The sequence below is a fragment of the Natrinema salsiterrestre genome (assembly GCF_029502005.1).
In the GTDB taxonomy this organism is placed as follows: Archaea; Halobacteriota; Halobacteria; order Halobacteriales; family Natrialbaceae; genus Natrinema; species Natrinema salsiterrestre.
The window spans coordinates 213845-235722 of sequence record NZ_JAMQOT010000002.1; the positions used below are offsets into that span (position 1 = coordinate 213845).

Genomic DNA, 21878 nt, shown 5'->3' on the forward strand with positions numbered 1-21878 from the left:
ATTTCGGGGGTCGGTCCCCGGACCAAATCGGGATAGCGGCTGTCCGCGATTCGGGCTTCGCTCGAGTCAGTCGTCGGCCGTGCCGCCGCTTTGCTGGTCGTCGAACTCGAGGCTGACGTTGTCGGCGGGATCCATCGACAGCCCCGCTTCGTCGAGTTTCTCCCAGACGGTGTCGGGCGTCATGGGCATCTCGACGTGGCTGATCCCGCCGTGAGACATCGCGTCGACGACGGCGTTGACGATCGCCGGCGGCGAGCCGACGGTCGGCGATTCGCCGACGCCCTTCGCCCCGATCGGGTGGTGGGGCGACGGCGTGACGGTGTGTCCCGTCTCGAACTCGGGGATCTCCATGGACGTCGGCAGCAGGTAGTTCATGAAGTCGCCGCCGGTGACGTTACCGTTGTCGTCGAAGGTGACGTGCTCGAGCATCGCCGTCCCGATTCCCTGGGCGAGACCCCCGTGGATCTGGCCCTCGATGATCATCGGGTTGATTCGGTTCCCGCAGTCGTCGACCGCGACGAACTTCTCGAACTCGACCTCGCCGGTCTCGCGGTCGACCTCGACGACCACGATGTACGAGCCGAAGGGGTAGGTCATCTCCGGCGGGTCGTAGTAGTTGATCGCCTCGAGGCCGGGCTCCTCGCTCTTCGGGTGGTTCATGTACGCGCCGGCGGCGATCTCGGTGATCGAGATCGACCGGTCGGGCGCGCCGGTGACGTGGAACTGGCCGCTCTCGCGGTCCCAGTCGATGTCCTCCTCGGCGGCCTCGAGTTCGTTGGCCGCGATGGCTTTCGCCTTCTCGCGTACTTTCCGGGAGGCGACGGCGGCCGCCGCGCCCGCGACCGGCGTACTTCGGGAGCCGTAGGTGCCGAGGCCGTAGGGGTCGGTGTCGGTGTCGCCGTGTTCGACGGTGATGTCGTCGACGTCCATCCCGAGCTCCTCGGCCACGATCTGCGCGAACGTTGTCTCGTGGCCCTGACCCTGGGTCTGGACCCCGACCCGCACCGTCGCGTTGCCGGTCGGGTGGACCCGGATCTCGGCGGAGTCGAACATCTCGACGCCCGCGATGTCACAGGACTGGCCGGGACCCGCCCCGACCACTTCGGTGAACGAGGAGACGCCGATGCCGAGGAGCTTGTCGGCGTCCTCCTCGATCCGGCGCTGTTGCTCCTCGCGGTAGTGATCGTAGTCGGCCATCTCGAGGGCCTTGTCCAGCGCCTTCTCGTAGTCGCCGGAGTCGTAGTTCCACCCGGTCGCGCTCTCGTAGGGGAACTGCTCGGGCTGGATGAAGTTCTTCCGCCGGACCTCGGCGGGGTCCATGTCGAGTTCGTCCGCGAGCACCTTCACCATCCGCTCGATGAGGTAGACCGCCTCCGTCACGCGGAACGAACACCGATAGGCCACCCCGCCCGGCGCGGTGTTGGTGTAGGCCGCCGTCAGCGTCCCGTAGGCCGTGTCGATGTCGTACGACCCGGTGAAGATGTTGAAGAACCCGGCGGGGAACTTCGAGGGCTGGGCGACGGCGTTGAACGCGCCGTGGTCGGCCAGCACGTCGGTTCGGACCGCCTGGATCTCGCCGTCCTCGGTCGCGGCGATCTCGCCGGTCATGTCGTAGTCGCGGGCGAACCCGGTCGACTGGATGTTCTCCGAGCGCTCCTCGACCCACTTGACCGGCTCCTCTAAGACGTACGACGCCGCGGCGGCGACGACGTAGCCCGGGTAGATCGGCACCTTGTTGCCGAACCCGCCCCCGACGTCCGGGCTGACGATCCGGATTTTGTGCTCGGGGATCCCCGAGACCTGCGCGAACAGCGTCCGGTGGATGTGGGGCGCCTGCGAGGTCATGTGGACCGTCAGCTTGTCCTTGCCGGGATCGTAGTCCCCGACCGCTCCGCAGGTCTCGATCGGCGCGGGGTGGAGCCGCTGGTAGAGCATGTCCTCCTTGACCGTGACGTCGGCCTCCTCGAAGGCCTTCGCGGTGGCCTCCTCGTCGCCGGTCTCCCAGTCGAGGCAGTGGTTGTCCTCCTTGCCCTCGATGTCGTCCCTGATCACCGGCGCGTCGTCCTCGAGCGCCTTGTCCGCGCCGATAACGGGATCGAGCACGTCGTAGTCGACGACGACCTTCTGGGCCCCGTCTTTGGCCGTGTACCGGTCGGTCGCGATGACCGCCGCGACCTCCTGGGACTGGAACTTGACCTTGTCGTTGACCAGAACGTCCTGCGTGTCGTCCATCAGCGTCGGCATCGTCGCGAGGTCGTGCTCGAGCAGGTCCTCGGCCGTGAGGACGGCGACGACGCCGTCGACCTTCAGCGCCCGCGACTTGTCGATGTTCTCGATCCGGGCGTGTGCGTGCGGACTGCGAACGATCTCGCAGTGGAGCATCCCCGGTTTCTTGATGTCGTCGACGTAGTTGCCCCGGCCGGTGATGAAGCGCTGGTCTTCCTTTCGTTTTACCTCCTCGCCCATCCCGCCGCGGCCGTGCCCGCAGTGTTTCTCGGGCTGTGGCCCGCCGTCTTCGGCCTCCGCGAATCGTTCGGAATCGCTGCTCATTCGCTCTCACCTCCGGAAATCGAATCGTGGTCGCGATCGGTCGTCGGCCCACCACAGCAGTTCTCGACGCCGCAGTCGAACTCGTCGTCCTCGTCGGTCAGCCCGGCCGGCGTGACCGTCGAGCCGTCGGCGTCCGTGACGACACCGCCGTCCGCGGCTGCGATCTCTCCCTCCTCGAGTTCGTCCGCGGCGTACTCGATCGAGCGGACGATGTTCTGGTAGCCGGTGCACCGACAGAGGTTGCCGCTGATCGCCTCGCGGATCTCCTCCTCGTCCGGGTCCGGATTGTTATCGAGCAGTGCCTTACCGGACATGATCATCCCGGGCGTACAGTAGCCACACTGCAGGCCGTGTTCCTCGCGGAACCCCTCCTGCAGCGGGTGCAGGTCCTCGCCGGCCTCGGGGAGGTCCTCCATGCCCTCGACGGTCATCAGTTCGCTCCCGTCCGCCTGCGTGGCGAACATGAGACAGGACTTGATCGGCTTCCCGTCCTTGAGGACGGTACACGCCCCGCAGTTGCCGGTGTCACAGCCGATGTGCGTGCCGGTCAGGTCCAGTTCCTCCCTGATCGCGTGGACGAGCAGCTGCCGCGGTTCGACGTCGATCGTGTGTTCGGTGCCGTTGACCGTCAGCGTGATTTCTCGCGTGTCTGTCACTGTGATACCCTCCGTTTGACCAGTCCCGCGCGTTCGGCTGCGTCGCCGAGCGCGCGCTGGGTGAGGACGTTTACCATGCGTTCCTTGTAGCCGGCGTCGCCGTGCTCGTCCGATTCGGGGTTGGACTGCTCGGCCGCCAGCTCGCCGGCGCGTTTGAACACCTCGCTGCCGGGCCGCTCGCCCTCGAGGTGGTCCTCGGCGTCGGTCGCCCGGACGTTCGTGATGTCGACGGCCGTGAGACCGACGTCGGCGGTCTCGATCCGGCCGTCCTCGTCGAGGACGAGCCGCGCGGCCGAACCGGCCATCGCGTAGTCGCCGACCTTCCGTTTGAGCTTGTGGTAGGCACTACCCTCGCGTGGGGCCGGTGTCGGGACTCGGATCTCGGTGATGAGCTCGTTCTCGTCGAGGGTCGTGTCGTACGGCAACAGGAAGAAGTCCTCGGCGGGGATGACCCGCTCGCCGTCCGGGCCCTGCGCGACGATTTCGCCCTCGTGGGCGAGCAGGACGCTCCCCCAGTCGCCTTTCGGATCCGCCTGCGCGATCGCGCCGGCGACCGTGCCGCGGTTCCTGATCTGGGGGTCTGCAACCAGCGGGGCTGTATCCGCGAAACTGCCGTACTGCTCGTCGATCAGATCGGACTCCTCGACGTCGGCGTGGCGCGCGAGCGCGCCGATCCTGAGCCAGCCGTCGTCCTCCTCGAGGTAGTCCAGCCCGTCGATGGCGTTGATGTCGATCACGGTCTCCGGAACGGCGAGCCGAAACCGGAGCATCGGTACCATGCTCTGCCCGCCGGCCAGGATCGCCCGATCGTCGAGGCTCTCGAGCAGACTCACGGCCTCCTCGACGGTATTCGGCTCGTGGGTCTCGAACTGTGCCGGTTTCATAGCATCCCGCGGATCCGGTCCGTGATGCCCGAATCCGTCTCGTCGACGTCGCTCATCTGTGTCTCGATGTCGCTGAAGAAGTTGTTCACGATCTTGTTGGCGACCGGGTTGATGACCCGCGAGCCGAGCTGGGCGATGCGTCCCGAGATGTCTGCCTCGGTCCACCACTCGATTCGCGATCCCTCGCCGTCCTCGAGCGGGTGGATCTGCATTCCCGACTCCATGCTGAAGCTACTGCCGCTGGCGGTTCCCGTTCCCGTCGCGGTCATGATGAAGTTCTCCTCGTCGCGTTCCTCGATCGTCACCGACGTCTCGAAGCGGGGCTTGACGCTCCCGACGCCGACCTGCATCAGCGCGGCGTACTCCTGGCCCTCGACGAACGCCCGCGCGGCGACGGCCTCCGGATCGGCCTCGGGGAGCGTCTCCGCGTCCTCGTCGGCCTCGTAGTCGTCGTAGCTGAAGTCGTCGTCCATCGGGGTGATGTACTGACACCCCTTCAGCGAATTTCGGACGGCGATCGGGTCCGAGAGGACGACCCACGCTTTCTCCGGCGGAACGTCCTCGAGTTCGAACTCCCCGTCGAACTCCATTATGACCACCCGCGCCGGAGCCGCGATGGTCGTGTGTCGGTCGCCGTCATCTTTTATAACCCTGCACTATGTGCATACTATTTACCACAGTACATGATATCCCCTACCACACAGATAAACATGAGTGTTTCCCGACAAACACGTTTAGTCGTTTATTTAGGTTTATGACGAGAGACAAACCCCATGCCGGCGACGATCTGATCGAACTGGACGCGGCCGTTGACCGGGTTCGAGCGCTCCGAACGGAGTGGCTGCCGTCCCTCGAGACGGAACGCGTCTCCCTCGACGGCGTCGCCGGACGGACGCTCGCGGAGCCGATCCGCGCCCCGGTCGACGTGCCGGCCCAGAGTCACGCGACGATGGACGGCTTCGCGTTCGACGCGACCGACGAGTATCCGCTGACGGTGGTCGACGACCCGGTATACCCGGAGGACGAACCCCCGGCGCTCGAGTCCGGCACGGCGATCCGGATCGCGACCGGCGCGCCGCTGCCCCGGTCGGCGAACGCGGTGCTCAAGCGCGAGGAAGCGACCGTCGACGACGGCCGGCTTACGGGGACGCCGATCGAGCCCGGCCAGTACGTCTACCAGCGCGGGAGCAACGTCAGCGAGGGGGAGAGACTGTTCGAGGCGGGGGAGCGGCTCGGTGCGAAGGACGCGCTGTTGCTCGGCGATCTCGATATCGACGACGTCGCCGTCCGCGAGCGCACGTCGGTCGGACTGCTCGCGACCGGTACGGAGATCCACGAGGGGCGCCACCGGGATCTCGACTCGCCGATGCTGGCCGGTCTCGTCCGCTCGTGGGGCCACGAGGCGACGTACGAAGGCTCGGTCCCCGACGAGAACGACCGAGTCGAGTCGCGAATCGACGAGCTGGCCCGCGAGTACGACGTCGTCGTCACGACGGGCGGCACGAGCGTCGGCGACAAGGACTACGTGATCCGCACCCTCGCCGAGCTCGGCGACGTGCTGTTCCACCGGGTCCGACTCCGACCGGGCAAACCGATCGCCGTCGCGCGGCTTCCCGACCACGACGCAGTGGCGATCGCGGTCCCCGGAAAGCCGGTCGGTGCCTATCTGGTGACGGCGCTCGTCGCTCGCCCGTTCTTTACGGGCGACGCGTCGCTGCCGACGGTGTCCGCGCGGATGGCCCGCGACGTCGGAATCGCCACCCCAGGCTTCACCTACGCGATTCCCGTCACGCTAGCGGACGGCACTGCGATGCCGCTGGGTCACGCCGACTCCGCACTGCCGATCTACGAGGAGACCTTCGACCCGAGCGTGCTCTCCTCGAGCACGCGCGCCAGCCGCGCCGACGGGTTCGTCCTGACGACCGAGGCCGTCGCCGCCGACGAGACGGTCGCCGTCGTTCCCTCTCCCGTCCTGGAACGATGACGGGAGAGCCCTCCGCGGGGGACTCGGAACGGCCCGCGACCGGCGACCTCCCGATCCTCGAGCCGGCGGCGCTATCCGGTGAGTCCGGGTCGCCGACGGTCGCCGGCGTGTTGCTCGCCGCCGGGACGAGCACCCGCTTCGGTGCGGCGAACAAGCTGCTGGCGACGGTCGACGGTGAGCCGGTGGTCCGCCACGCCGCGCGAACCCTCCTCGAGAGCGACGTCGACCCGGTCGTCGTCGTCCTCGGCCACGAGGCCGATCGGGTTCGGGCCGCGCTCGAGGGACTGTCGGTCGAGACGGTCGTCAACGAGGCCTACGATACCGGACAGGCGTCCTCGCTCCGGGCCGGTGTCCGAGCGGTTCGGCGGCACGATGTCGACCCCGACGCCGCCCTCGTCGCGCTCGGCGACATGCCCTTCGTTTCGCCGACGACGATCGACGCGCTGGTGACCGCTTACGCCGCGGACGCCGGGGACGCGATCGCGGCGGCGTTCGACGGAAGCCGCGGCAACCCCGTCCTGTTCGACGAGCGGTTCTTCGACGTGCTCGCCGACGTCGACGGCGATATCGGCGGTCGAGAGATACTGCTCGAGGACGATGCGAGCGTGCTCCTATCTGTCGACGACCCCGGCGTGCGCCGCGATATCGACGTGCCCGAGGACCTCTGAGCGGCGTGCTCGAGGACGTGTGGATGGCACTCGAGTGCGCATCGGTCACAGAGGGGAGCGCGAACGGGCGCTGACCGATGCGCTACTCGGACTCGACCTTTTTAACGACGATCTTCCCGTCTTCGACGTGCCACTCGATGCGATCTCCTTCGCCGACGTCGAGGAAATTACGAACCGGTTTCGGGACCGTCGTCAGGTTCTTTTCCGAGACTTTCGTATCCGTGAGATTGCCCATTATCGGCACGTACACGCCTAGTCGATACATAGTTTACGCTATGGCGAGAGCGGTGGATCAGCCGCTCGAGCGCCATCGGTGAGCGCCCCCGTCGGACGCCTTGCTGAAGTCCAGATCGTATCGATCGGACTCGACGAGCACCGGGCCCGGGACGTACCGGTCGTCGGCCCCGTCGACGGGTTCGAGGAGGTTTCGGTCCGCCATCGTCGAGAGGACGTCTCGAACCGTCCCCTCGCGGCCGGGTATCAGATTCGCCTCTTCCATCACGCCGTCGACGTCGACCTGCCCGCGAAGGAACGCCAGCCGGATGGCGGACACCCACGCCGGCTCGCGCTTCGTTTCCCGACACATGAGGGGTACCTCGAGGGCGACGTTGTTATAGTTTCTGACGGAAACGTGCAAGCGGTCTCTCAACATCGCCGATCCCACGGTGGACGGCACCGGCGTCCACCGCCAGCCTTACGCCGGTCTTCGGTATACGTGGCGTATGGTTCGCGAGCAGATCGATCGGATCGGCGTCGTCGGCGCGGGAACGATGGGCAGCGGCATCGCACAGGTCGCGGCGACAGACGGCTACGACGTCGTCATGCGCGACATCGAACGGGAGTTCGTCGAGAACGGATTCGACACCATCGACGACAGCCTCGGACGACTCGCAAATCGTGGCGATCTCGAGGAGGAACCCGCGACGATCCGCGATCGAATCGAGGGAACGACCCACCTCGATGACCTCGGGGACTGCGACCTCGTCGTCGAGGCCGCCCTCGAAGAACTGGACGTCAAACAGAGCATCTTCGCCGACCTCGAGCGGGTCTGCGAGCCGGACGTCCTGCTGGCGACGAACACGAGCACGCTCTCGATCACCTCGATCGCGAGCGACCTCGAGCATCCCGAGCGGGTGATCGGACTGCACTTCATGAACCCCGTCCCGATCATGGAGGGGGTCGAGGTCGTCGTCGGCGAGAAGACGACCGACGACGCGACCGAGCTGGCCCACCGGCTCGCCGAAGACCTCGGGAAGACGACCTGGGAGGCCGACGACAAGCCCGGCTTCGTCACCAACCGCATCCTGATGCCCTGGATCAACGAGGGGATTCGCGCGTACGACGAGGACGTCGCCTCGAAGGAGGACATCGACACGGGAATGGAACTCGGGACGAACGTCCCGATGGGGCCGCTGACGCTGGCTGATCACATCGGGCTCGACGTCTGCCTCCACGCCTCGGAGACACTCTACGAGGAGCTGGGCGACCGATACAAGCCCGCCTACCTCCTCAAACGAAAGGTCGAGGCCGGCGACCTCGGAAAGAAGACCGGGACGGGGTTCTACGAGTACGAATGACTCGCGTCTCGACGGCTCTCTCCGGCTGAAACGTCGGGGCCACGGGTTTCACGGACCGCTCGAACGGAGTAAATTATTTGTTTTTGATACTCGAGTGTCGAGACGATGCGAACGACCCGCCTCGTGGTTGCCCTCTGTTGTTGTGCCGCCCTCGGAGTGGCCGGCGTCACCGCCGTCGCCGCACCACCACCATCGCAACTCTGTGGCGTCTGCGGCCCTGGGACCGCGAACGACGCCGAAATCAGCGGCGCGACGGGTCAGGGTACGCTCGATATCTACGTCGACGAGGCCGGCGACTCGCGATGGCACGCTCGCGTGCCCGTCACCGAATCGGCTGCCGAACGATATCGGACGAACGCGACCGCACTCGAGGCCGCGGTCGACGACGCCTGGGCGCGATACCACGCGGCAGCGGGTGACGTTCGGGACGTCGAGCCGACGCTCGAGGGAGACGCGGTCGTCGTGAACTACACCGTAGACGACGTGGCCGAACGGGGCGTCGGAGACACCTGGCTCCTCGACTACTTTAAGACCGGAACCTCGCTCACGCGCTACGAGATAGTGGCCGAGCGAGTGACGATCCACACACCCGACGGGACGACGATCACGAATCGCGTCTCCGACGCCGACGTCGACGGGAACGCCGCCACGTGGACCGGCGACGAATTCGACGATCAGACGTACGTCACCTACGGTAGCGGCGGCGTCCTCGACACCGCGAGGGGGTACGCGACGATCGGTCTCGAGATCGGTCCGACGGCGCTCTATCACGGCGTGAGCGGTGGAATCGTCCCCGGACTGTTGATCGCGGGTACCGGCATCGCGATCGGTCGTCTCGACTGGGGGAGCGCGGCGTTCGACGCGAGGGAACTCGAACGGATGATCGTCGCAGTCGGGGCTGTCGGTGCCGGTGGTTTTCTCGTCGTCGGCGCGGCCTCGAGCGGTGGCGGTTTCGCACCGGGTGCCGTCGCGCTGGCCTCGCTCGGAGTCGGGTACGCCCTTTTCGGAAGTGCAGCGCGACGTCTCGGAGACCGATTCGGGACTCGGGAGTTCGCCGGGCTCTCCGTACTCGCGACGATGGCCGCCGTGGGGCTCACACTCCTGCTCGTCGGTCCGCCAGTGTACCCGTTCCCGCCCCTTTTCGGTCTGGCCACCGCACTCTGCCTCCCGATCGGTCACGCGACCGAGCGCGGCCGGACGCCGATCGGTCTCGTCGTCGTCGCCGCGCTCACGCCGATCGCTGCGGTCGCAACCGTCGCCCCCGTTTCCGTGTTCGGATTCGGACCGGCCGTGTTCGGTCTCTTGCTGTTGCCGTGGGTCGTCAGCGTCGCCATCTTCGGCTACCCGCTCGCGCTACTGGGTCGACGCCTCGCTGTCGACGACGAGTAACCACACGCATTGCGGATCAGTACGCCGTCACTCGAGGAACCGAGCGTTGACGTCGACGTCGGCCGGCGGCATCGCACACTGGTCTTTCTTGCCGAACCAGCGATAGCGGCGGGCGGCGACGAAGTCGTAGCAAAAGTCCCGAAACCGACGCGGCAGGAACCGGGACGGTCCGAGGAGCGCGTAGACGCCGCCGAGGCGTCTCGCGATTCGAATGACCGCGTCCGACTTCACGTAGCAGTCGTCCTCCTCGATCAGGACGATCGACTCGAGTTCGTCGGTCGGGAGACCGTGCTCGGCGAGCAACTCGGTTCCCACGTCGGACTGCAACGAGGCGAAGCGAAAGACCCCATCCGTATCCCGCGGGAGGATGAACTGGACGAACCCGTTACAGAGGTTGCAGACGCCGTCGAACAGGACGATCGGGTTGTCGTCGGGGATCTCCTCGCTCATCGGTTACGGTGATTCGGGGCCGGCCCCAATTCAGCGTTCCGGTCATCGGTGGCAACCGCTGTCGGACACGACCGCTCGAGGACAGTCTCCGTCGTCGGCGCTTCGCCCTCGCCCTCGAGGCGGATCAGGCCTTGCGTACAGCCGGTATCGATCGAGAGGACCGGACACCCCCGATCGAGTTCGAGGTACTGAACTCGAGCGGAAGCAGCGTAACTGAAAGAAACAACAGCAGGGGACACAGCGCGACGCCGCACCGGTATCGGCTCTGGGTGGCCGCTCGGGCTCGCCGGACGGACTCCCCGTGTCAGCACCGATCGGTCACTGATGGAGCGGCCGTTCCGACATCGTGCGCCGGAGCTCCTCGAGTCGCGAGCGAGAGACGCCCTCTTCGAACTGCTGGAGGAGGGCGAACACTTCCGCGCGAGACACCTTGACGTCGCCCTCGCGGACGACGTCCTCGGGGCGTTCGCGAAGTTCACGGAGGGTCCCGACCGCGAGCAGGTACGGAATCGCCCACGCGGAGAGTCGGTTGCCGTGCTGTTCCGGGACGACTTCGAGGTAGCGCTGGGCGTCGTCGAGGTAGCGTTCGGCGCGGCCTGTCACCCGGTTGATGACGTTCGTGACGCCACCGTGGTGGGCCTCGTCGGTGACCGCCTCGACGTCGACGTCCTCCGCCGCGAGCCACTCGGCGGGGAGATAGACGTTGTTTTCCTCGTGATAATCGTCCTGGACGTCCTTCGCGATGTTGACCAGCTGGAGGAGCAGCGCGAACGAACGGGCGTTCTCCCGCATCTCCGTCGCTCGCTCCTGTGAGGTCCCGCGGGCGACCAGCCCCGTGATCAGGGTGCCGACGGTCCCGGCGGCGTACCAGCAGTACTCCTCGAGTTCCTCGATCGTCTGCAGGCGCAGGCCGCCCTCGGTGGCGTACCGATCCGTGAACATCGCCATTCCGTCGACGAGTTCGCGGACCGGTTCCCGCATGATTTCCCGGGGCTCCTCGTCGAGCGATTCGAACGTTCGCAACACCCGGGGCGTCTCCGCGACGACCTCCCAGTCGTCGTTTCGATCCTCGGGAATCCACGGCTCGACATCCTCCATGAAGGCTCCGACCGAACCCGCCGACTCCGGATCGAGCAACCGATCGTACTCCGCGAGCAGTTCGGTCTGCGTCTCCGGCGGGATGTGTCCCGCGTCCTCGATCGTGTCGGCGATTCGACAGAGGAGGTAGCCGATACAGATATGTCTCGCCATCGGCTCCTCGAGCCGATCGATCGTAATCGAAAAAGTCCGCGAAACGCCGTGAACGGCGTCGTAACACCACTCGAGGTCGGCGTCAGTTGTGGATTCGGTCTGGCCCGTGGTCATCTACTCGAGTTAGTTTGGTTAGCATCCGGGAAAAACGCCGCGGTCGCGGCGTGATCTTCCGATCGGTGTCGAACGGGGGCCGCAGACGGATCGCGTGACCCCCGTTCGTCCCGTCGATAGCCGACGAAATTCGTATGGGATCGGGGGTCGAAGCCGCGCCCGTGACTCGAACCGTACTCGTCGCCGGGGCAAACGGACAGGTCGGACGACACGTGACGGAATCGCTCGCCGAGCGTGGCGACACCGCCCGAGCGATGATCCGCGAGGCGTCGCAGGCCGACGAGATGGAACGACTGGGCGGGGAGCCGGTCGTGGCGGACCTGACCGAAACGGTCGATCACGCGGTCGAGGGCTGTGACGCGGTTGTCTTCGCGGCCGGTTCCGGCGGCGAGGACGTCTACGGCGTCGACCGCGACGGAGCCATCCGCCTGATCGACGCGGCGACCGAAGCGGGCGTCGACCGGTTCGTCATGCTCAGTTCGATGGGTGCCGATGACCCCGACGCCGGCCCCGAACCGCTTCGAGACTACCTGATCGCGAAAGCCGAGGCCGACGAATACCTCCGAAACAGCGACCCGGTCTCGACGATCGTTCGCCCGGGCGAGTTGACCACCGAACCCGGAACCGGCGAGATTCGGGCGGGGACCGGGCTCGAGCTCGGCTCCGGCGACATCCCACGCGAAGACGTCGCCGAGACGCTCGTGACCGCTATCGACGTCGAATCCCTCCACGGGGAGACGTTCGAAATTCTGTCCGGAGACGAGTCGATCGAGGCGGCCCTCGAGACGGTCGGCTCGCAGTGAATCGATTGCGAAGCGGTCGTGGCGTACGGCTCCGTGCCGTCCGGCGGAACGCCCGACTCGGCTCGCACGGAGCGGTCGGATAACCGACCGCTGTCGTGACTACCACGGTCGCTCTGAAAACGGCCGGGAGACACCTGTCAGGTATGCTGTCACTCTGGGTTTCACCCCCTCGAGAGTCTGGGATGACGATGTCTCTACGGAGCCAGCAGCATATGTATGGAAAGAATAATACAGTCTTTGTGCCACAGTATGAGACGAGATGCCAGCAGGTACAGACCAGACACTTCGGCCGTTTTTGTGGCGAGCGAGCAAGCTGTATTCCGACACGGAGATCGTCTCTCGGAATCACGACGGGATGCAGCGATACACCTACAGCGAGTACGAGGATCGAACGAGCCAGCTCGCGAACGCCCTCGACGAGTACGGGATCGAGGAGGGTGACCGGGTCGGAACGTTCTGTTGGAACCACTCCCGCCACTTCGAGACGTATTTCGCCGTGCCGTCGATCGGCGCGCAACTGCACACGATCAATCCGCTCCTCCCCGACGCGCACATTCAGTTCATCGTCGACAACGCCGACGACGAACTGATCTTCGTCGACCAGTCGCTCGCACCGAAGCTCGCGGGCGCCGTCGCCGACGCCGACGACGAGTTCGACGACGTCGACTTCGTCGTCATGGGCAGCCAGCCGGCCGACGACCTCGAGGCGACCCCCTACGAGTCCTTCATCGAGGGCCACGAGCCGGAGTACGACTGGCCCGACGTCGACGAGGAGCAGCCCGCGGGGATGTGTTACACCTCGGGGACGACCGGCAACCCGAAGGGCGTCGAGTACACCCAGCAGATGCTCTGGAGTCACACGATGGCGACCCAGACGCCACAGGGGATCCCGATGGCCGACGACGACGTGGTCATGCCCGTCGTGCCGATGTTCCACGTCAACGCCTGGGGGATGCCGTTTACGGCGACCGCAGGGGGCGCCAAGCAGGTCTTCCCCGGCCCCTCTCCCGAGCCCGAGGACCTCGCGAACCTCATCGAAAACGAGGGCGTGACGATCAGCGCGGGCGTCCCCACCGTCTGGCTGGGCCTGATGGAGTACTGCTCGGAGAACGAGGTCGACCTCTCGACGCTCGACACCGTGATCGTCGGCGGCTCGGCCGCGCCGAAGTCGATGATCGAGTGGTTCGACACGCAGGGCGTCGAGGTGCTCCACGCCTGGGGGATGACCGAGATGTCCCCGATCGGTTCGGTGTCCCACCTCAAATCCGACCTCGAGGACGCCGACTACGACACGCAAGTCGAAAAACGAGGCAAGCAGGGACTCGTCGTTCCCGGCCTCGAGTTCAAGGTCATCGACGAAGACGGCGAGGAGATCGCCTGGGACGGCACGGAGTTCGGCGAACTGTGGATCCGCGGCCCGTGGGTGACCAAGGAGTACTTCAAGCGGCCCGAAGCGAACGAGGAGGACTTCGAGGACGGCTGGCTCAAGACCGGCGACGTCGTCACCGTCGACGAGGACGGCTACCTCAAGATCGTCGACCGGGAGAAGGACGTGATCAAATCGGGCGGCGAGTGGATCTCGTCGGTCGAACTCGAGAACGCGATCATGGCCCACGACGACGTCGCAGAGGCGGCCGTCGTCGGCGTGCCCCACGAGCGCTGGCAGGAACGACCGGTCGCGTTCGTCGTTCCGGCCGAGGGTGCGGACCGCGAGACGCTCGTCACCGAGATCAACGAGATGCTCGCCGACGAGTATCCCAAGTGGTGGCTGCCGGACGAGATCGAGTTCATCAAGGAGGTGCCCAAGACGGCGACGGGCAAGTTCTCGAAGAAGGACATCCGCGAGGAGTACGCCGACCAGTCCCTCGTCGAGGGGCAGGTTCCGGAAGACGCCGCGCCGGACGGTAACTGAGGCCGTCGGCTGCGATTTTTTGTGACGCGGCGTTCGTACCGGGAGAGATAGCGGTTCGTCATCGGTACACCAGAGGAGTTCGCGACGCTCCCGTAGCGTGGTACTGAGGAGCACGATCGAGGAAAGAGAGAACAGTAAAGGGTCACGATTCCTAATTCCGTGATATGGACTTCGCACTCTCGGCCGAGCAACAGCAGATTCGCGACATGGTCTCGGAGTTCGTCGACGAGGAGGTCGTCCCCGTCGCCGACGAGATCGACCACGACGACGAGTTCCCCGCCGACCTCGTGAGCGAAATGGCCGACCTTGGGCTGATGGGGATGCCGTTCCCCGAGGAGTACGGCGGCGCAGGGCTGGACTATCACTCGTACGCGATCGGCCTCGAGGAGATCGCCCGCGGCTCGGGCGGGCTGGGAACGATCGTCGCCGCCCACACGTCGCTCGCGGGGAACATGCTCTACGAGTTCGGCGACGAGTCCCAGAAAGAGGAGTTCCTGACGCCGGTGGCCGCCGGCGAGGATATCGGGGCGTTCGCGCTCTCGGAGGCCGGCGCGGGCAGCGACGTGCCGGCGATGGAGACGACCGCCGAAAAGGAGGGCGACGAGTACGTCATCGACGGCGGCAAGCTCTGGATTTCGAACGGCTCGGTGGCCGACACGGTCACTCTCTTCGCGAAGACCGATCCCGACGCGGGCAACAAGGGGATCTCCTCCTTCATCGTCCGCCCGGAGGAAGACGACGGCTTCATCGTCGAGGGCACGGAGGACAAGCTCGGCGACAAGGGCTGTCCGACCGCCGAACTCCGGTTCGACGACCTCCGGATTCCCGAGGACCGGCTGCTCGGCGAGGAGGGCGACGGCTTCGTCCACGCGCTGAAGACCCTCAACGGCGGGCGCATCACCATCGCCGCTCGCGGCGTCGGCATCGCCCGCGCGGCCTTCGAAGAGGCACGGGACTACGCCAACGAGCGCGAGCAGTTCGGCCAGCCGATCGGGGAGTTCCAGTCGATCAAACACAAGCTCGCGGACATGGACACCAAAATCCAGGCCGCGACGATGCTCATGCACAAGGCGGCCGACAAGAAGATCCGCGGCGAGGACTACATCAAGGACGCCTCGCAGGCCAAGCTCTACGCCTCGGAAGTGAGCCGTGAGGTGGCGAACGAGGGCATTCAGATCCACGGCGGCTACGGCTACACCAAGGACTTCGCCGCCCAGCGGTTCTACCGAGACGCCAAGCTCAACGAGATCTACGAGGGCACCAGCGAAGTGCTCCGGAACACGATCGGCGACCAGTTGCTCGACCAATAAGCTGTCGGCCGTCGGACTCGTTCGTTCCGTCGCCCGGCTCGGTTTCGGGTACCCACATATTGATTCGGTTGCAGCGCTACCCTTCTCACCAGGGATGTCAGAGCAGGTTCGCCTCGAGGATCGCGTCTACGAACGGATCGAATCGAAACGACGGAGCGACGAGTCGGTCAGCGAGGCCGTCGAGCGGCTCATCAGCGGCCCGACGCTCGGCGAGCTTCGGGCCGTGCTGGACGACGAACAAGTCGAGGATATTCGCGACGCGATCGACGACGTCGACCGCGCCGATCTCGAGGAGGTCCGCGAGGTGAGCGAGTGGTTCGAATGATCGCTGGGCCGGGTTACGGCGACTCGGCGTCCGTCTCGAGACAGTCCCCGACCCACTCGTAGTGCTCTCGAACTCGTCGTTCACCGCCGTCGGTCAGCGCGTACACGTCGTGAAGACCCTCGGTCCGTTTCTCGACGAAACCGGCGTCGACCAGCGCCGACAGCGAACCGTAGAACGATTTGGGATCGAGCCGGTCGTCGTAGTGTGACTCGAGGCTGGACTTGAGCTGTTGGCCGCGCGCTTCGCCGTCCTCCGCGGCCGCGAGCAGGAAACAGATGTCCCGCCGCCGGCCGCTGCGGAGAAACTTGCTCATACGTCGCGGTCGACGTACACGCGCTCGAGCGTTACGGTTCCTCGCGACCGCGGCTGACTCGTCGGCGAACGGCCGTCACGAGCGTCCAGACGAGGCCGCCGAGGGTAGCCAGGCCGAGGAGGGCGCCGTCACCGATCTCGAGGAGCGCGCTGCCGCCGGGCTGGCGGTCGTGACGGAAGAGCAGCCAGCCTTGGTCGGGATCGCCGAGTACGACGTCGCCGGAGCCGAAAGCCAGCGAAAGGAATACAGCGAGGAGCGCGTACGCCGCCACCGCGGCGAGGGTTCCGACGCTCCCGGTCACGAATCGCGACAGGAGTCTCATGCCCGGGCGTCGGCTGACCGGGCGGTCGCTCGAGCCGTAGAGTCCGAATCCCCGGACGCCGCCGGGCGGGTCACCCACGCGCACGTCGGCGGGGTACTGACACAGGACGGCGGCCATCCAGAGGTCGCCGATCGAACCGGCCGCGTTCGCCGCGAGCGGGACGAGCAACAGGGGCGTCGGGACGACGACCATCGCGGCGAGTCCGACGGCAGTGATCACCACGAACGGGGCGAGCAGCGCGACGAGGAGCTGGTTTCGGGTGTAGCTCGCGCCGCTGGTCTCGGCGTAGGCGTACGGCAACACGAAGTAGGAGACGCCGATCCCGTAGCTCGGCGACTCGCCGTACCGGGCCATGAACACGCCGTGGAGCAGCTCGTGGGGGACGACGACGCAGACGAGCAGTCCCAGGGAGACGGCGACCCAGCCGAGCACCGTCGGCGGGGAGGACGGCGCGATGACGATCGGTTCGAGCGGAACGCCTCGAATCCACGCGAGGACGTGCCCGAAGCAGTAGACGAATCCGAAGAACCCCACGGCGGAGACGACGAGCCACTGCAGCGCGACTGATCGCGTCAGTCGAAACGTCGCAAGCGGGCGACTGGCCGTGACGGGTTCCGAACGGCTCACTGCACGAACCCTCGAAGGCGACCGAAAAATCGGTGTCGATGTTCGTCCCGGACGTCTCGACCGGAACCGACAGGTTCCCGGTGATCGATTCCCGAGTGCCGACTATGACCGACGATCGGACGGCCGAAGCCAACGGGATCAGGGCGACCTACGACGAAACCGAGACGGAACGAGTCCTCGCGTTCGAACGCGACCCCGGCGAGTACGGCGCGGGCGGGACGGCCGCGATCGCACAGAACATCGAGGGGTACGCGATGCTGAAAGTGCGACCGTCCGCCGACGGCGACGAACTCGAGCGCTACTACGGGTTCGACATGGCGCTGGATCACGCCGGAGAGTTGCTGGGCGTCTCCCCGCACGAGCTCCCGGTGCCGGACGCCGCCGAAGACATGGGTATGTGACCCTCAGACGACGAACGCGGCGGTGATCAGCAGTCCGAAGTAGAGCGCGACGAGGGTGCCGAGCGCGTACAGCCGAAACCGCCGCAGTTCCGCCCGTTCCGAGCGAGCGGCCCGCTCGAAGACGGCGCGTTCGCGGTCGGAGAGGCGGTCCGGATGCTCCCGGCCGCGGTGGAGGGACTCGTACCGATCGCGCCGAAACGGTCGATCGCAGTAGGGGCACCGAACGGGGGACTGGTCGTCGCGGGCGTCGAACTCGACACCACCGGTGGCGGGGATGGCTTCGGTCGGATCTCCGACTGCGGGCGATCGGGCGCGCGGTTCGCCGGGCACGGGAACGGCTACCACGGGAGACCGGATCGTTCTTTGGTCTGTGCTCGGACACTGTCCCCATGGCTGACACTACTCGCGATTGCGATGGTCAGAGCGGTGGGAAAAAGCGGGACCCCTAAATACGCGGAGTCGAAGACTGTAGACGAGAATAGCCGTGGTAACAGAGTCGTTTCCCCGTCCGATCGGTACGCGCCGTCGCTTCTCCGCACTGCTCGCAGCGACCGCGCTGGGCGTCTACCTGCTCTTGATCGTCGGCGCGACGACGTCGCTGACGAACGCGGCCGCGTCGTGTTCGACGTGGCCGACCTGTCACACGCCGGTCGACCCGCTGAACCAGACCGAACTCGCGATCGCGTGGGGACACCGGATCGCCGCCGTCGTCGTCGGCCTGCTCGTCGCGATGACGGCCGTCGCCGCGACCCTCGGTGACGTATCGCGTCGCGTCCGAGCGACGCTCGTCGTCGCCGCCGTGCTCTACGCCGTGCAGGTCGGGGTCGGTGCCATTACTGCGACGATGGGCCCCGACGCAATCCTTCCCGGTCTCCACCTCGCGCTCGGGCTCGTGATCTTCACGGGGGTCGTTGCCGCGCTCGCGTGGGACCTCGAGATCGCCACCGGAACCGAAGACGATGCCATCGACTCACCGGAACCGATCGAGGAACTCGAGGACGGCCCGGCCGCACCCGAACGGACGCTTCCGACGAGCCGCCTCGCTCGCGCCCGACTCACCGCCTTCGCGTACTTCCAGATGATGAAACCGCGGCTGATGTGGCTGCTCTGTCTCGTCGCCGCCGCGGGCATGGCGCTGGCCGCCGGCGACGGACTCGAGATCTACACCATCGTCGCGACCCTCGGCGGCGGCGTCCTCGCGATCGGTGCGAGCGGCACGTTCAACCACGTCCTCGAGCGCGACGTCGACCAGAAGATGTCGCGCACTGCGGATCGGCCGCTGGCGGTCGATCTGATTCCCGTTCGAAACGCCCTGCTGTTCGGCGCCGCACTGACCGCGGCGTCGCTGGCCGCCTTCCTGACGATCAACCGGCTCGCGGCGGCGCTCGGGCTGGCCGCGATCGTGTTCTACAGCGTCGTCTACACGCTCCTCCTCAAGCCGAACACCGTGCAGAACACGGTCATCGGCGGCGCTGCGGGTGCCTTACCGGCGCTCATCGGCTGGGCCGCCGTCACGAACGAGATCGGCTGGCCGGGCCTCGCGCTCGCGGGCGTCATCTTCCTCTGGACGCCGGCGCACTTCTACAACCTCGCGCTGGCCTACAAGGACGACTACGCCCGCGGCGGGTTCCCGATGATGCCGGTCGTCCGCGGCGAGACCGTCACCCGGAAGCACATCCTCTACTACATCGCGGCCACGCTCGTGAGCTCGATCGCGCTGGCCCTGCTCACCGACCTCGGCGTGTTGTACGCCGGCACCGTCGTGGTCTTCGGCGGCGTCTTCCTCTGGGCCGCGGTTCGGCTCCACTTCGAACAGACGGAGGCCGCCGCCTTCCGGTCGTTCCACGCCTCGAACGCGTTCCTCGGTGCCGTACTCGTTGCGATCCTGATCGACGCGCTCGCGTTCTGAGGGCGGTCGCCGTACTTCGGAACCATTGCGAGACCAGGAATCCAACGTGGGCCACTGTTCCCGATTTCCGCGAATCTCACCGCGGAGCGTTCGAGAATATCCGGTTTTGCTCGGCATATAAGAAAGCGGTTCGAGCGACGCAGTCACTGCACCCGATTCCGTCTCTCGATATCACGAACGCCACTCACTAAGAGACAGGAATTATATAAGTTGCCGGCTATTACACTTAATTATAATAATAAAAATAGCTAAATATATATCTGAGGGTCGTTTATGATATGGACTGGGGGGCGAAAGTAGCGATCATCGGAGTCGTACTGATACTGATTGCGGGAGCGGCGTTCGTCGGAGCGATGGGTCTCAATATGTCTCAAGGCGACGGATCCGAGGGACAGGCGACGACCACACAGTCACAACCGACGAACTCCGAGACGTCGGACGGAAACGGGTCCGACGATGCGACCAGCGGCGAGGGTGACGACCCGGAATCGGAGGGCCAGACCGACGATACTTCGACGGATAACGGGTCTACCGATACCACTGAGGAGGACGACGATACTCCCACCGATATCAGCGGTGGGAATGGTGGTACCACAACCGGTGGCAGCGGCGGGAGCAACGGCGACGATAGTTCAGACACCGGTAGTGGTAGCGGAAATGATAGCACGAGCGGCGACGAAGACGATATCACCCTCTCCTCGGCCGAGGTCGACTCCGGAGAGCGTACGACTCTCCCGCTCGTCCTCGAGTCGGCATCCGAGGGAATGGCCGGATTCCAGAGTACGGTTACGGCCGACACCGGCCTTGTCACCATCGAGAACGCCACGATCGCCGACGACTTCGAGAATCTCTCGAGCGTCAGTGTGGCCGACGACGGGTCGTCAGTGACGGTCAAGGCCCTGGACGTGAACGAAACCGCTGAGCCCGGGGCGACGGACGTTCAGCTCGCGACCCTGACGATCGAGGGCGTCGAGTCGGGGACGACCGCGCTCCGGCTGACGAGCGATCGGTTCGAGGACGACGACGGCGATCCGCGTCCCGTCTCGACGACGGACGGCGAGGTGACCGTGACCTCCTAGCGGTCATTCGGTCGTCGGTATCGAACACATCGGGAAGCGCCGAGACTGACCGCGTCCGTGGATCGGCGACCGGGTTCGATATCGAAAGGGCGACAGTCGCGATAGCGGACACTGCAAAACCGACCCGGACGGAACTTACAGCGTGTAGTCGTACTCGCCGTCTTCCGTCGCCAGGAACGCCTCGAGCAGGTCGATCGTCGCCGCGATATCGTCGACGTGGGCGGTCTCGGTGACGGTGTGGAGGTATCGCGTGGGGATCGAGATCGCACCGACCGGCTTCGCGCCGGCGGTGTGCTGGAAGCCGGCGGTGTCGGTGCCGCCCGCGGGGAGGATTTCGAGCTGGTAGTCGATTTCCTCGTCCTCGGCGATCGACTGGAGTCGCCCGTGGAGTTTCGGGTTGGTGATGACGCTCGAGTCCTTGAGCTTGATCGCGGTGCCGTTACCGAGTTCGGTGACGCGCTCGCCGTCGTCGAAGCCGGGGATGTCGTTGGCGACGGTGACGTCCAGCGCGAGCGCGAGGTCGGGGTCGATGTCGACGCCGAGGGCGCGGGCACCGCGGAGCCCGACTTCCTCCTGCACGGTCGCACAGAAGTGAATCGTCACGTCGGGGGTCGTCAGTCGCCGGGCGGCCTCGAGCATGGCGAACAGGCAGACCCGATCGTCCAGGGCCTTGCCGGTGATCGTCTCGCCGACGCGTTCGGTCGTCTGCGACATCGTCACGAGGTCGCCGGGCGAGACGCGTTCCGCGAGTTCCTCGTAAGGGAGGCCGGGATCGACGACGACGTCCTCGACGTCCGGGGTCTTCTCCCGTTCCGTTTCGTCCAGCGTATGCGGCGGCGGCGAGCCGATAACGGCGGGGATGTCCTCGTCTGCGGCGTGGATCGTCACGCGCTGAGCCTTGAGTACGCGCGCGTCCCAGCCGCCGAGGGCGTCCAGTTCGACGAAGCCGTAGCCGTCCTCGTCGCCCCGGACGTGACGCACCATGAAGCCGATCTCGTCCATGTGTGCCGCCACGGCCACCGAATACTCGCTCTCCCCCTCGAGCGTCCCGACGACGTTGCCCATCGCATCGGTGCGAACGCTATCGACGGCCTCCTCGAGTTCTCGAACGACGAGGTCGCGAACGCGGTCCTCGTACCCGGGGACGCCGCTCGTCTCCGTCAGTTCGGTCAGGAGAGCCGAATCGAATGGAACGGTTGGCATGCATTGCCGTGTAACGTGATATCATATAAGCGCGTGGAAACGATCCGAGCGCTGCCGCGAACCGTGTCGCCAGTAGTTGTCTCGCGGTCGGATAAGTTCAGTTAGCCGACGCTCCGCGTCGTAACCGCGGAGTATTAACCGGCCGACCTCC

Annotated in this window: 23 protein-coding genes; 11 read left to right on the forward strand and 12 right to left on the reverse strand. The window is 66.0% G+C overall.

The annotated features are described in order from the left end of the window. Positions 1–66: 66 nt before the first annotated feature. The 4 genes from NDI89_RS06505 to NDI89_RS06520 are packed head-to-tail and all read right to left on the reverse strand — an operon-like array spanning position 67 to position 4680. Positions 67–2550, reverse strand: coding sequence for an aerobic carbon-monoxide dehydrogenase large subunit (locus NDI89_RS06505; RefSeq protein ID WP_277520703.1), 2484 nt, complete (start codon positions 2548–2550; stop codon positions 67–69). Then, the gene (locus tag NDI89_RS06510; protein WP_277520704.1) at positions 2547–3206 is read right to left on the reverse strand and encodes a (2Fe-2S)-binding protein; all 660 of its coding nucleotides are present in this window, start codon (positions 3204–3206) and stop codon (positions 2547–2549) included. The genes NDI89_RS06505 and NDI89_RS06510 overlap by 4 nt, the downstream gene beginning before the upstream one ends. Further along, positions 3203–4090, reverse strand: a complete 888-nt coding sequence (locus tag NDI89_RS06515; protein ID WP_277520705.1) for an FAD binding domain-containing protein — start codon at positions 4088–4090, stop codon at positions 3203–3205. The genes NDI89_RS06510 and NDI89_RS06515 overlap by 4 nt, the downstream gene beginning before the upstream one ends. After that, positions 4087–4680, reverse strand: coding sequence for an SRPBCC family protein (locus NDI89_RS06520; protein WP_277520706.1), 594 nt, complete (start codon positions 4678–4680; stop codon positions 4087–4089). Before NDI89_RS06520 ends, NDI89_RS06515 begins: the two co-directional genes overlap by 4 nt. A gap of 164 nt (positions 4681–4844) precedes the next feature. Between NDI89_RS06520 and NDI89_RS06525 the strand changes: the two genes are divergently transcribed. Both NDI89_RS06525 and NDI89_RS06530 read left to right on the forward strand, forming a co-directional pair. After that, entirely contained in the window at positions 4845–6074 is a 1230-nt protein-coding gene (locus NDI89_RS06525) for a molybdopterin molybdotransferase MoeA (RefSeq protein WP_277520707.1), read from the forward strand. After that, complete coding sequence (locus NDI89_RS06530) at positions 6071–6742, forward strand: nucleotidyltransferase family protein (protein ID WP_277520708.1); 672 nt, start codon at positions 6071–6073, stop codon at positions 6740–6742. The genes NDI89_RS06525 and NDI89_RS06530 overlap by 4 nt, the downstream gene beginning before the upstream one ends. Positions 6743–6824: 82 nt before the next feature. On the opposite strand, the gene NDI89_RS06535 is transcribed toward NDI89_RS06530, so the two are convergent. Both NDI89_RS06535 and NDI89_RS06540 read right to left on the reverse strand, forming a co-directional pair. Beyond that, positions 6825–6977, reverse strand: a complete 153-nt coding sequence (locus tag NDI89_RS06535) for an AbrB/MazE/SpoVT family DNA-binding domain-containing protein (RefSeq protein ID WP_226005764.1) — start codon at positions 6975–6977, stop codon at positions 6825–6827. A gap of 57 nt (positions 6978–7034) precedes the next feature. Further along, the gene (locus tag NDI89_RS06540) at positions 7035–7328 is read right to left on the reverse strand and encodes a hypothetical protein (protein WP_277520710.1); all 294 of its coding nucleotides are present in this window, start codon (positions 7326–7328) and stop codon (positions 7035–7037) included. Between the two features lie 136 nt (positions 7329–7464). On the opposite strand from NDI89_RS06540, the gene NDI89_RS06545 reads away from it, so the two are divergent. Together NDI89_RS06545 and NDI89_RS06550 are read left to right on the forward strand one after the other, a co-directional pair. Then, positions 7465–8319, forward strand: a complete 855-nt coding sequence (locus tag NDI89_RS06545) for a 3-hydroxyacyl-CoA dehydrogenase family protein (protein ID WP_277520712.1) — start codon at positions 7465–7467, stop codon at positions 8317–8319. Positions 8320–8424: 105 nt separating this feature from the next. After that, positions 8425–9708: a hypothetical protein gene (locus NDI89_RS06550; RefSeq protein ID WP_277520714.1), complete on the forward strand. Its 1284-nt coding sequence runs from the start codon at positions 8425–8427 to the stop codon at positions 9706–9708. Positions 9709–9735: 27 nt separating this feature from the next. On the opposite strand, the gene NDI89_RS06555 is transcribed toward NDI89_RS06550, so the two are convergent. After that, a complete protein-coding gene (locus tag NDI89_RS06555; RefSeq protein WP_277520715.1) occupies positions 9736–10158 on the reverse strand; it encodes a thiol-disulfide oxidoreductase DCC family protein in 423 nt (140 codons plus the stop codon). Between the two features lie 318 nt (positions 10159–10476). Then, the gene (locus tag NDI89_RS06560; RefSeq protein WP_277520716.1) at positions 10477–11523 is read right to left on the reverse strand and encodes a phytoene/squalene synthase family protein; all 1047 of its coding nucleotides are present in this window, start codon (positions 11521–11523) and stop codon (positions 10477–10479) included. 134 nt (positions 11524–11657) lie between these two features. On the opposite strand from NDI89_RS06560, the gene NDI89_RS06565 reads away from it, so the two are divergent. The 4 genes from NDI89_RS06565 (at position 11658) to NDI89_RS06580 (ending at position 15873) form a co-directional block, all read left to right on the forward strand. Then, complete coding sequence (locus NDI89_RS06565) at positions 11658–12326, forward strand: SDR family oxidoreductase (RefSeq protein WP_277520717.1); 669 nt, start codon at positions 11658–11660, stop codon at positions 12324–12326. A gap of 259 nt (positions 12327–12585) precedes the next feature. After that, positions 12586–14238 carry a long-chain fatty acid--CoA ligase gene (locus NDI89_RS06570; protein ID WP_277520718.1) on the forward strand — a complete coding sequence of 551 codons (1653 nt, stop codon included), beginning with the start codon at positions 12586–12588 and terminating at the stop codon, positions 14236–14238. 164 nt (positions 14239–14402) lie between these two features. After that, positions 14403–15548 carry an acyl-CoA dehydrogenase gene (locus tag NDI89_RS06575; protein WP_277520719.1) on the forward strand — a complete coding sequence of 382 codons (1146 nt, stop codon included), beginning with the start codon at positions 14403–14405 and terminating at the stop codon, positions 15546–15548. Between the two features lie 94 nt (positions 15549–15642). Next, positions 15643–15873, forward strand: a complete 231-nt coding sequence (locus tag NDI89_RS06580) for an antitoxin VapB family protein (RefSeq protein WP_277520720.1) — start codon at positions 15643–15645, stop codon at positions 15871–15873. A 13-nt stretch (positions 15874–15886) separates the two neighbouring features. Here NDI89_RS06580 and NDI89_RS06585 read toward each other — a convergent pair whose 3' ends face one another. Both NDI89_RS06585 and NDI89_RS06590 read right to left on the reverse strand, forming a co-directional pair. Continuing rightward, the gene (locus tag NDI89_RS06585; RefSeq protein WP_277520721.1) at positions 15887–16186 is read right to left on the reverse strand and encodes a PadR family transcriptional regulator; all 300 of its coding nucleotides are present in this window, start codon (positions 16184–16186) and stop codon (positions 15887–15889) included. Positions 16187–16217: 31 nt separating this feature from the next. Further along, positions 16218–17135 (reverse strand): DUF3267 domain-containing protein, encoded by a 918-nt coding sequence (locus tag NDI89_RS06590; RefSeq protein WP_277520722.1) that lies wholly within the window; start codon positions 17133–17135, stop codon positions 16218–16220. A 104-nt stretch (positions 17136–17239) separates the two neighbouring features. Between NDI89_RS06590 and NDI89_RS06595 the strand changes: the two genes are divergently transcribed. Then, on the forward strand, positions 17240–17536 hold the full coding sequence (locus NDI89_RS06595; RefSeq protein ID WP_277520723.1) for a DUF7111 family protein: 297 nt from the start codon (positions 17240–17242) through the stop codon (positions 17534–17536). 3 nt (positions 17537–17539) lie between these two features. Here NDI89_RS06595 and NDI89_RS06600 read toward each other — a convergent pair whose 3' ends face one another. After that, a complete protein-coding gene (locus NDI89_RS06600) occupies positions 17540–17866 on the reverse strand; it encodes a DUF7410 domain-containing protein (RefSeq protein ID WP_425607753.1) in 327 nt (108 codons plus the stop codon). Between the two features lie 154 nt (positions 17867–18020). Here NDI89_RS06600 and NDI89_RS06605 point away from each other — a divergent pair, with 154 nt between their 5' ends. Together NDI89_RS06605 and NDI89_RS06610 are read left to right on the forward strand one after the other, a co-directional pair. Continuing rightward, positions 18021–19445 (forward strand): heme o synthase, encoded by a 1425-nt coding sequence (locus NDI89_RS06605; RefSeq protein WP_277520725.1) that lies wholly within the window; start codon positions 18021–18023, stop codon positions 19443–19445. Between the two features lie 365 nt (positions 19446–19810). Then, entirely contained in the window at positions 19811–20524 is a 714-nt protein-coding gene (locus NDI89_RS06610) for a hypothetical protein (RefSeq protein ID WP_277520726.1), read from the forward strand. 135 nt (positions 20525–20659) lie between these two features. Here NDI89_RS06610 and NDI89_RS06615 read toward each other — a convergent pair whose 3' ends face one another. After that, entirely contained in the window at positions 20660–21727 is a 1068-nt protein-coding gene (locus NDI89_RS06615) for a M42 family metallopeptidase (protein WP_277520727.1), read from the reverse strand. Positions 21728–21878 lie beyond the last annotated feature (151 nt).

Excerpts from the sequence above, each read along its gene's own strand:
- NDI89_RS06505 (WP_277520703.1), bottom strand. The coding sequence starts at position 2,550 with ATGAGCAGCGATTCCGAACGATTCGCGGAGGCCGAAGACGGCGGGCCA.
- NDI89_RS06515 (WP_277520705.1), bottom strand. The coding sequence starts at position 4,090 with ATGAAACCGGCACAGTTCGAGACCCACGAGCCGAATACCGTCGAGGAG.
- NDI89_RS06520 (WP_277520706.1), bottom strand. The coding sequence starts at position 4,680 with ATGGAGTTCGACGGGGAGTTCGAACTCGAGGACGTTCCGCCGGAGAAA.
- NDI89_RS06525 (WP_277520707.1), top strand. The coding sequence starts at position 4,845 with ATGACGAGAGACAAACCCCATGCCGGCGACGATCTGATCGAACTGGAC.
- NDI89_RS06530 (WP_277520708.1), top strand. The coding sequence starts at position 6,071 with ATGACGGGAGAGCCCTCCGCGGGGGACTCGGAACGGCCCGCGACCGGC.
- NDI89_RS06535 (WP_226005764.1), bottom strand. The coding sequence starts at position 6,977 with ATGGGCAATCTCACGGATACGAAAGTCTCGGAAAAGAACCTGACGACG.
- NDI89_RS06540 (WP_277520710.1), bottom strand. The coding sequence starts at position 7,328 with ATGTGTCGGGAAACGAAGCGCGAGCCGGCGTGGGTGTCCGCCATCCGG.
- NDI89_RS06545 (WP_277520712.1), top strand. The coding sequence starts at position 7,465 with ATGGTTCGCGAGCAGATCGATCGGATCGGCGTCGTCGGCGCGGGAACG.
- NDI89_RS06550 (WP_277520714.1), top strand. The coding sequence starts at position 8,425 with ATGCGAACGACCCGCCTCGTGGTTGCCCTCTGTTGTTGTGCCGCCCTC.
- NDI89_RS06555 (WP_277520715.1), bottom strand. The coding sequence starts at position 10,158 with ATGAGCGAGGAGATCCCCGACGACAACCCGATCGTCCTGTTCGACGGC.
- NDI89_RS06560 (WP_277520716.1), bottom strand. The coding sequence starts at position 11,523 with ATGACCACGGGCCAGACCGAATCCACAACTGACGCCGACCTCGAGTGG.
- NDI89_RS06565 (WP_277520717.1), top strand. The coding sequence starts at position 11,658 with ATGGGATCGGGGGTCGAAGCCGCGCCCGTGACTCGAACCGTACTCGTC.
- NDI89_RS06570 (WP_277520718.1), top strand. The coding sequence starts at position 12,586 with ATGCCAGCAGGTACAGACCAGACACTTCGGCCGTTTTTGTGGCGAGCG.
- NDI89_RS06575 (WP_277520719.1), top strand. The coding sequence starts at position 14,403 with ATGGACTTCGCACTCTCGGCCGAGCAACAGCAGATTCGCGACATGGTC.
- NDI89_RS06580 (WP_277520720.1), top strand. The coding sequence starts at position 15,643 with ATGTCAGAGCAGGTTCGCCTCGAGGATCGCGTCTACGAACGGATCGAA.
- NDI89_RS06585 (WP_277520721.1), bottom strand. The coding sequence starts at position 16,186 with ATGAGCAAGTTTCTCCGCAGCGGCCGGCGGCGGGACATCTGTTTCCTG.
- NDI89_RS06595 (WP_277520723.1), top strand. The coding sequence starts at position 17,240 with ATGACCGACGATCGGACGGCCGAAGCCAACGGGATCAGGGCGACCTAC.
- NDI89_RS06610 (WP_277520726.1), top strand. The coding sequence starts at position 19,811 with ATGTCTCAAGGCGACGGATCCGAGGGACAGGCGACGACCACACAGTCA.
- NDI89_RS06615 (WP_277520727.1), bottom strand. The coding sequence starts at position 21,727 with ATGCCAACCGTTCCATTCGATTCGGCTCTCCTGACCGAACTGACGGAG.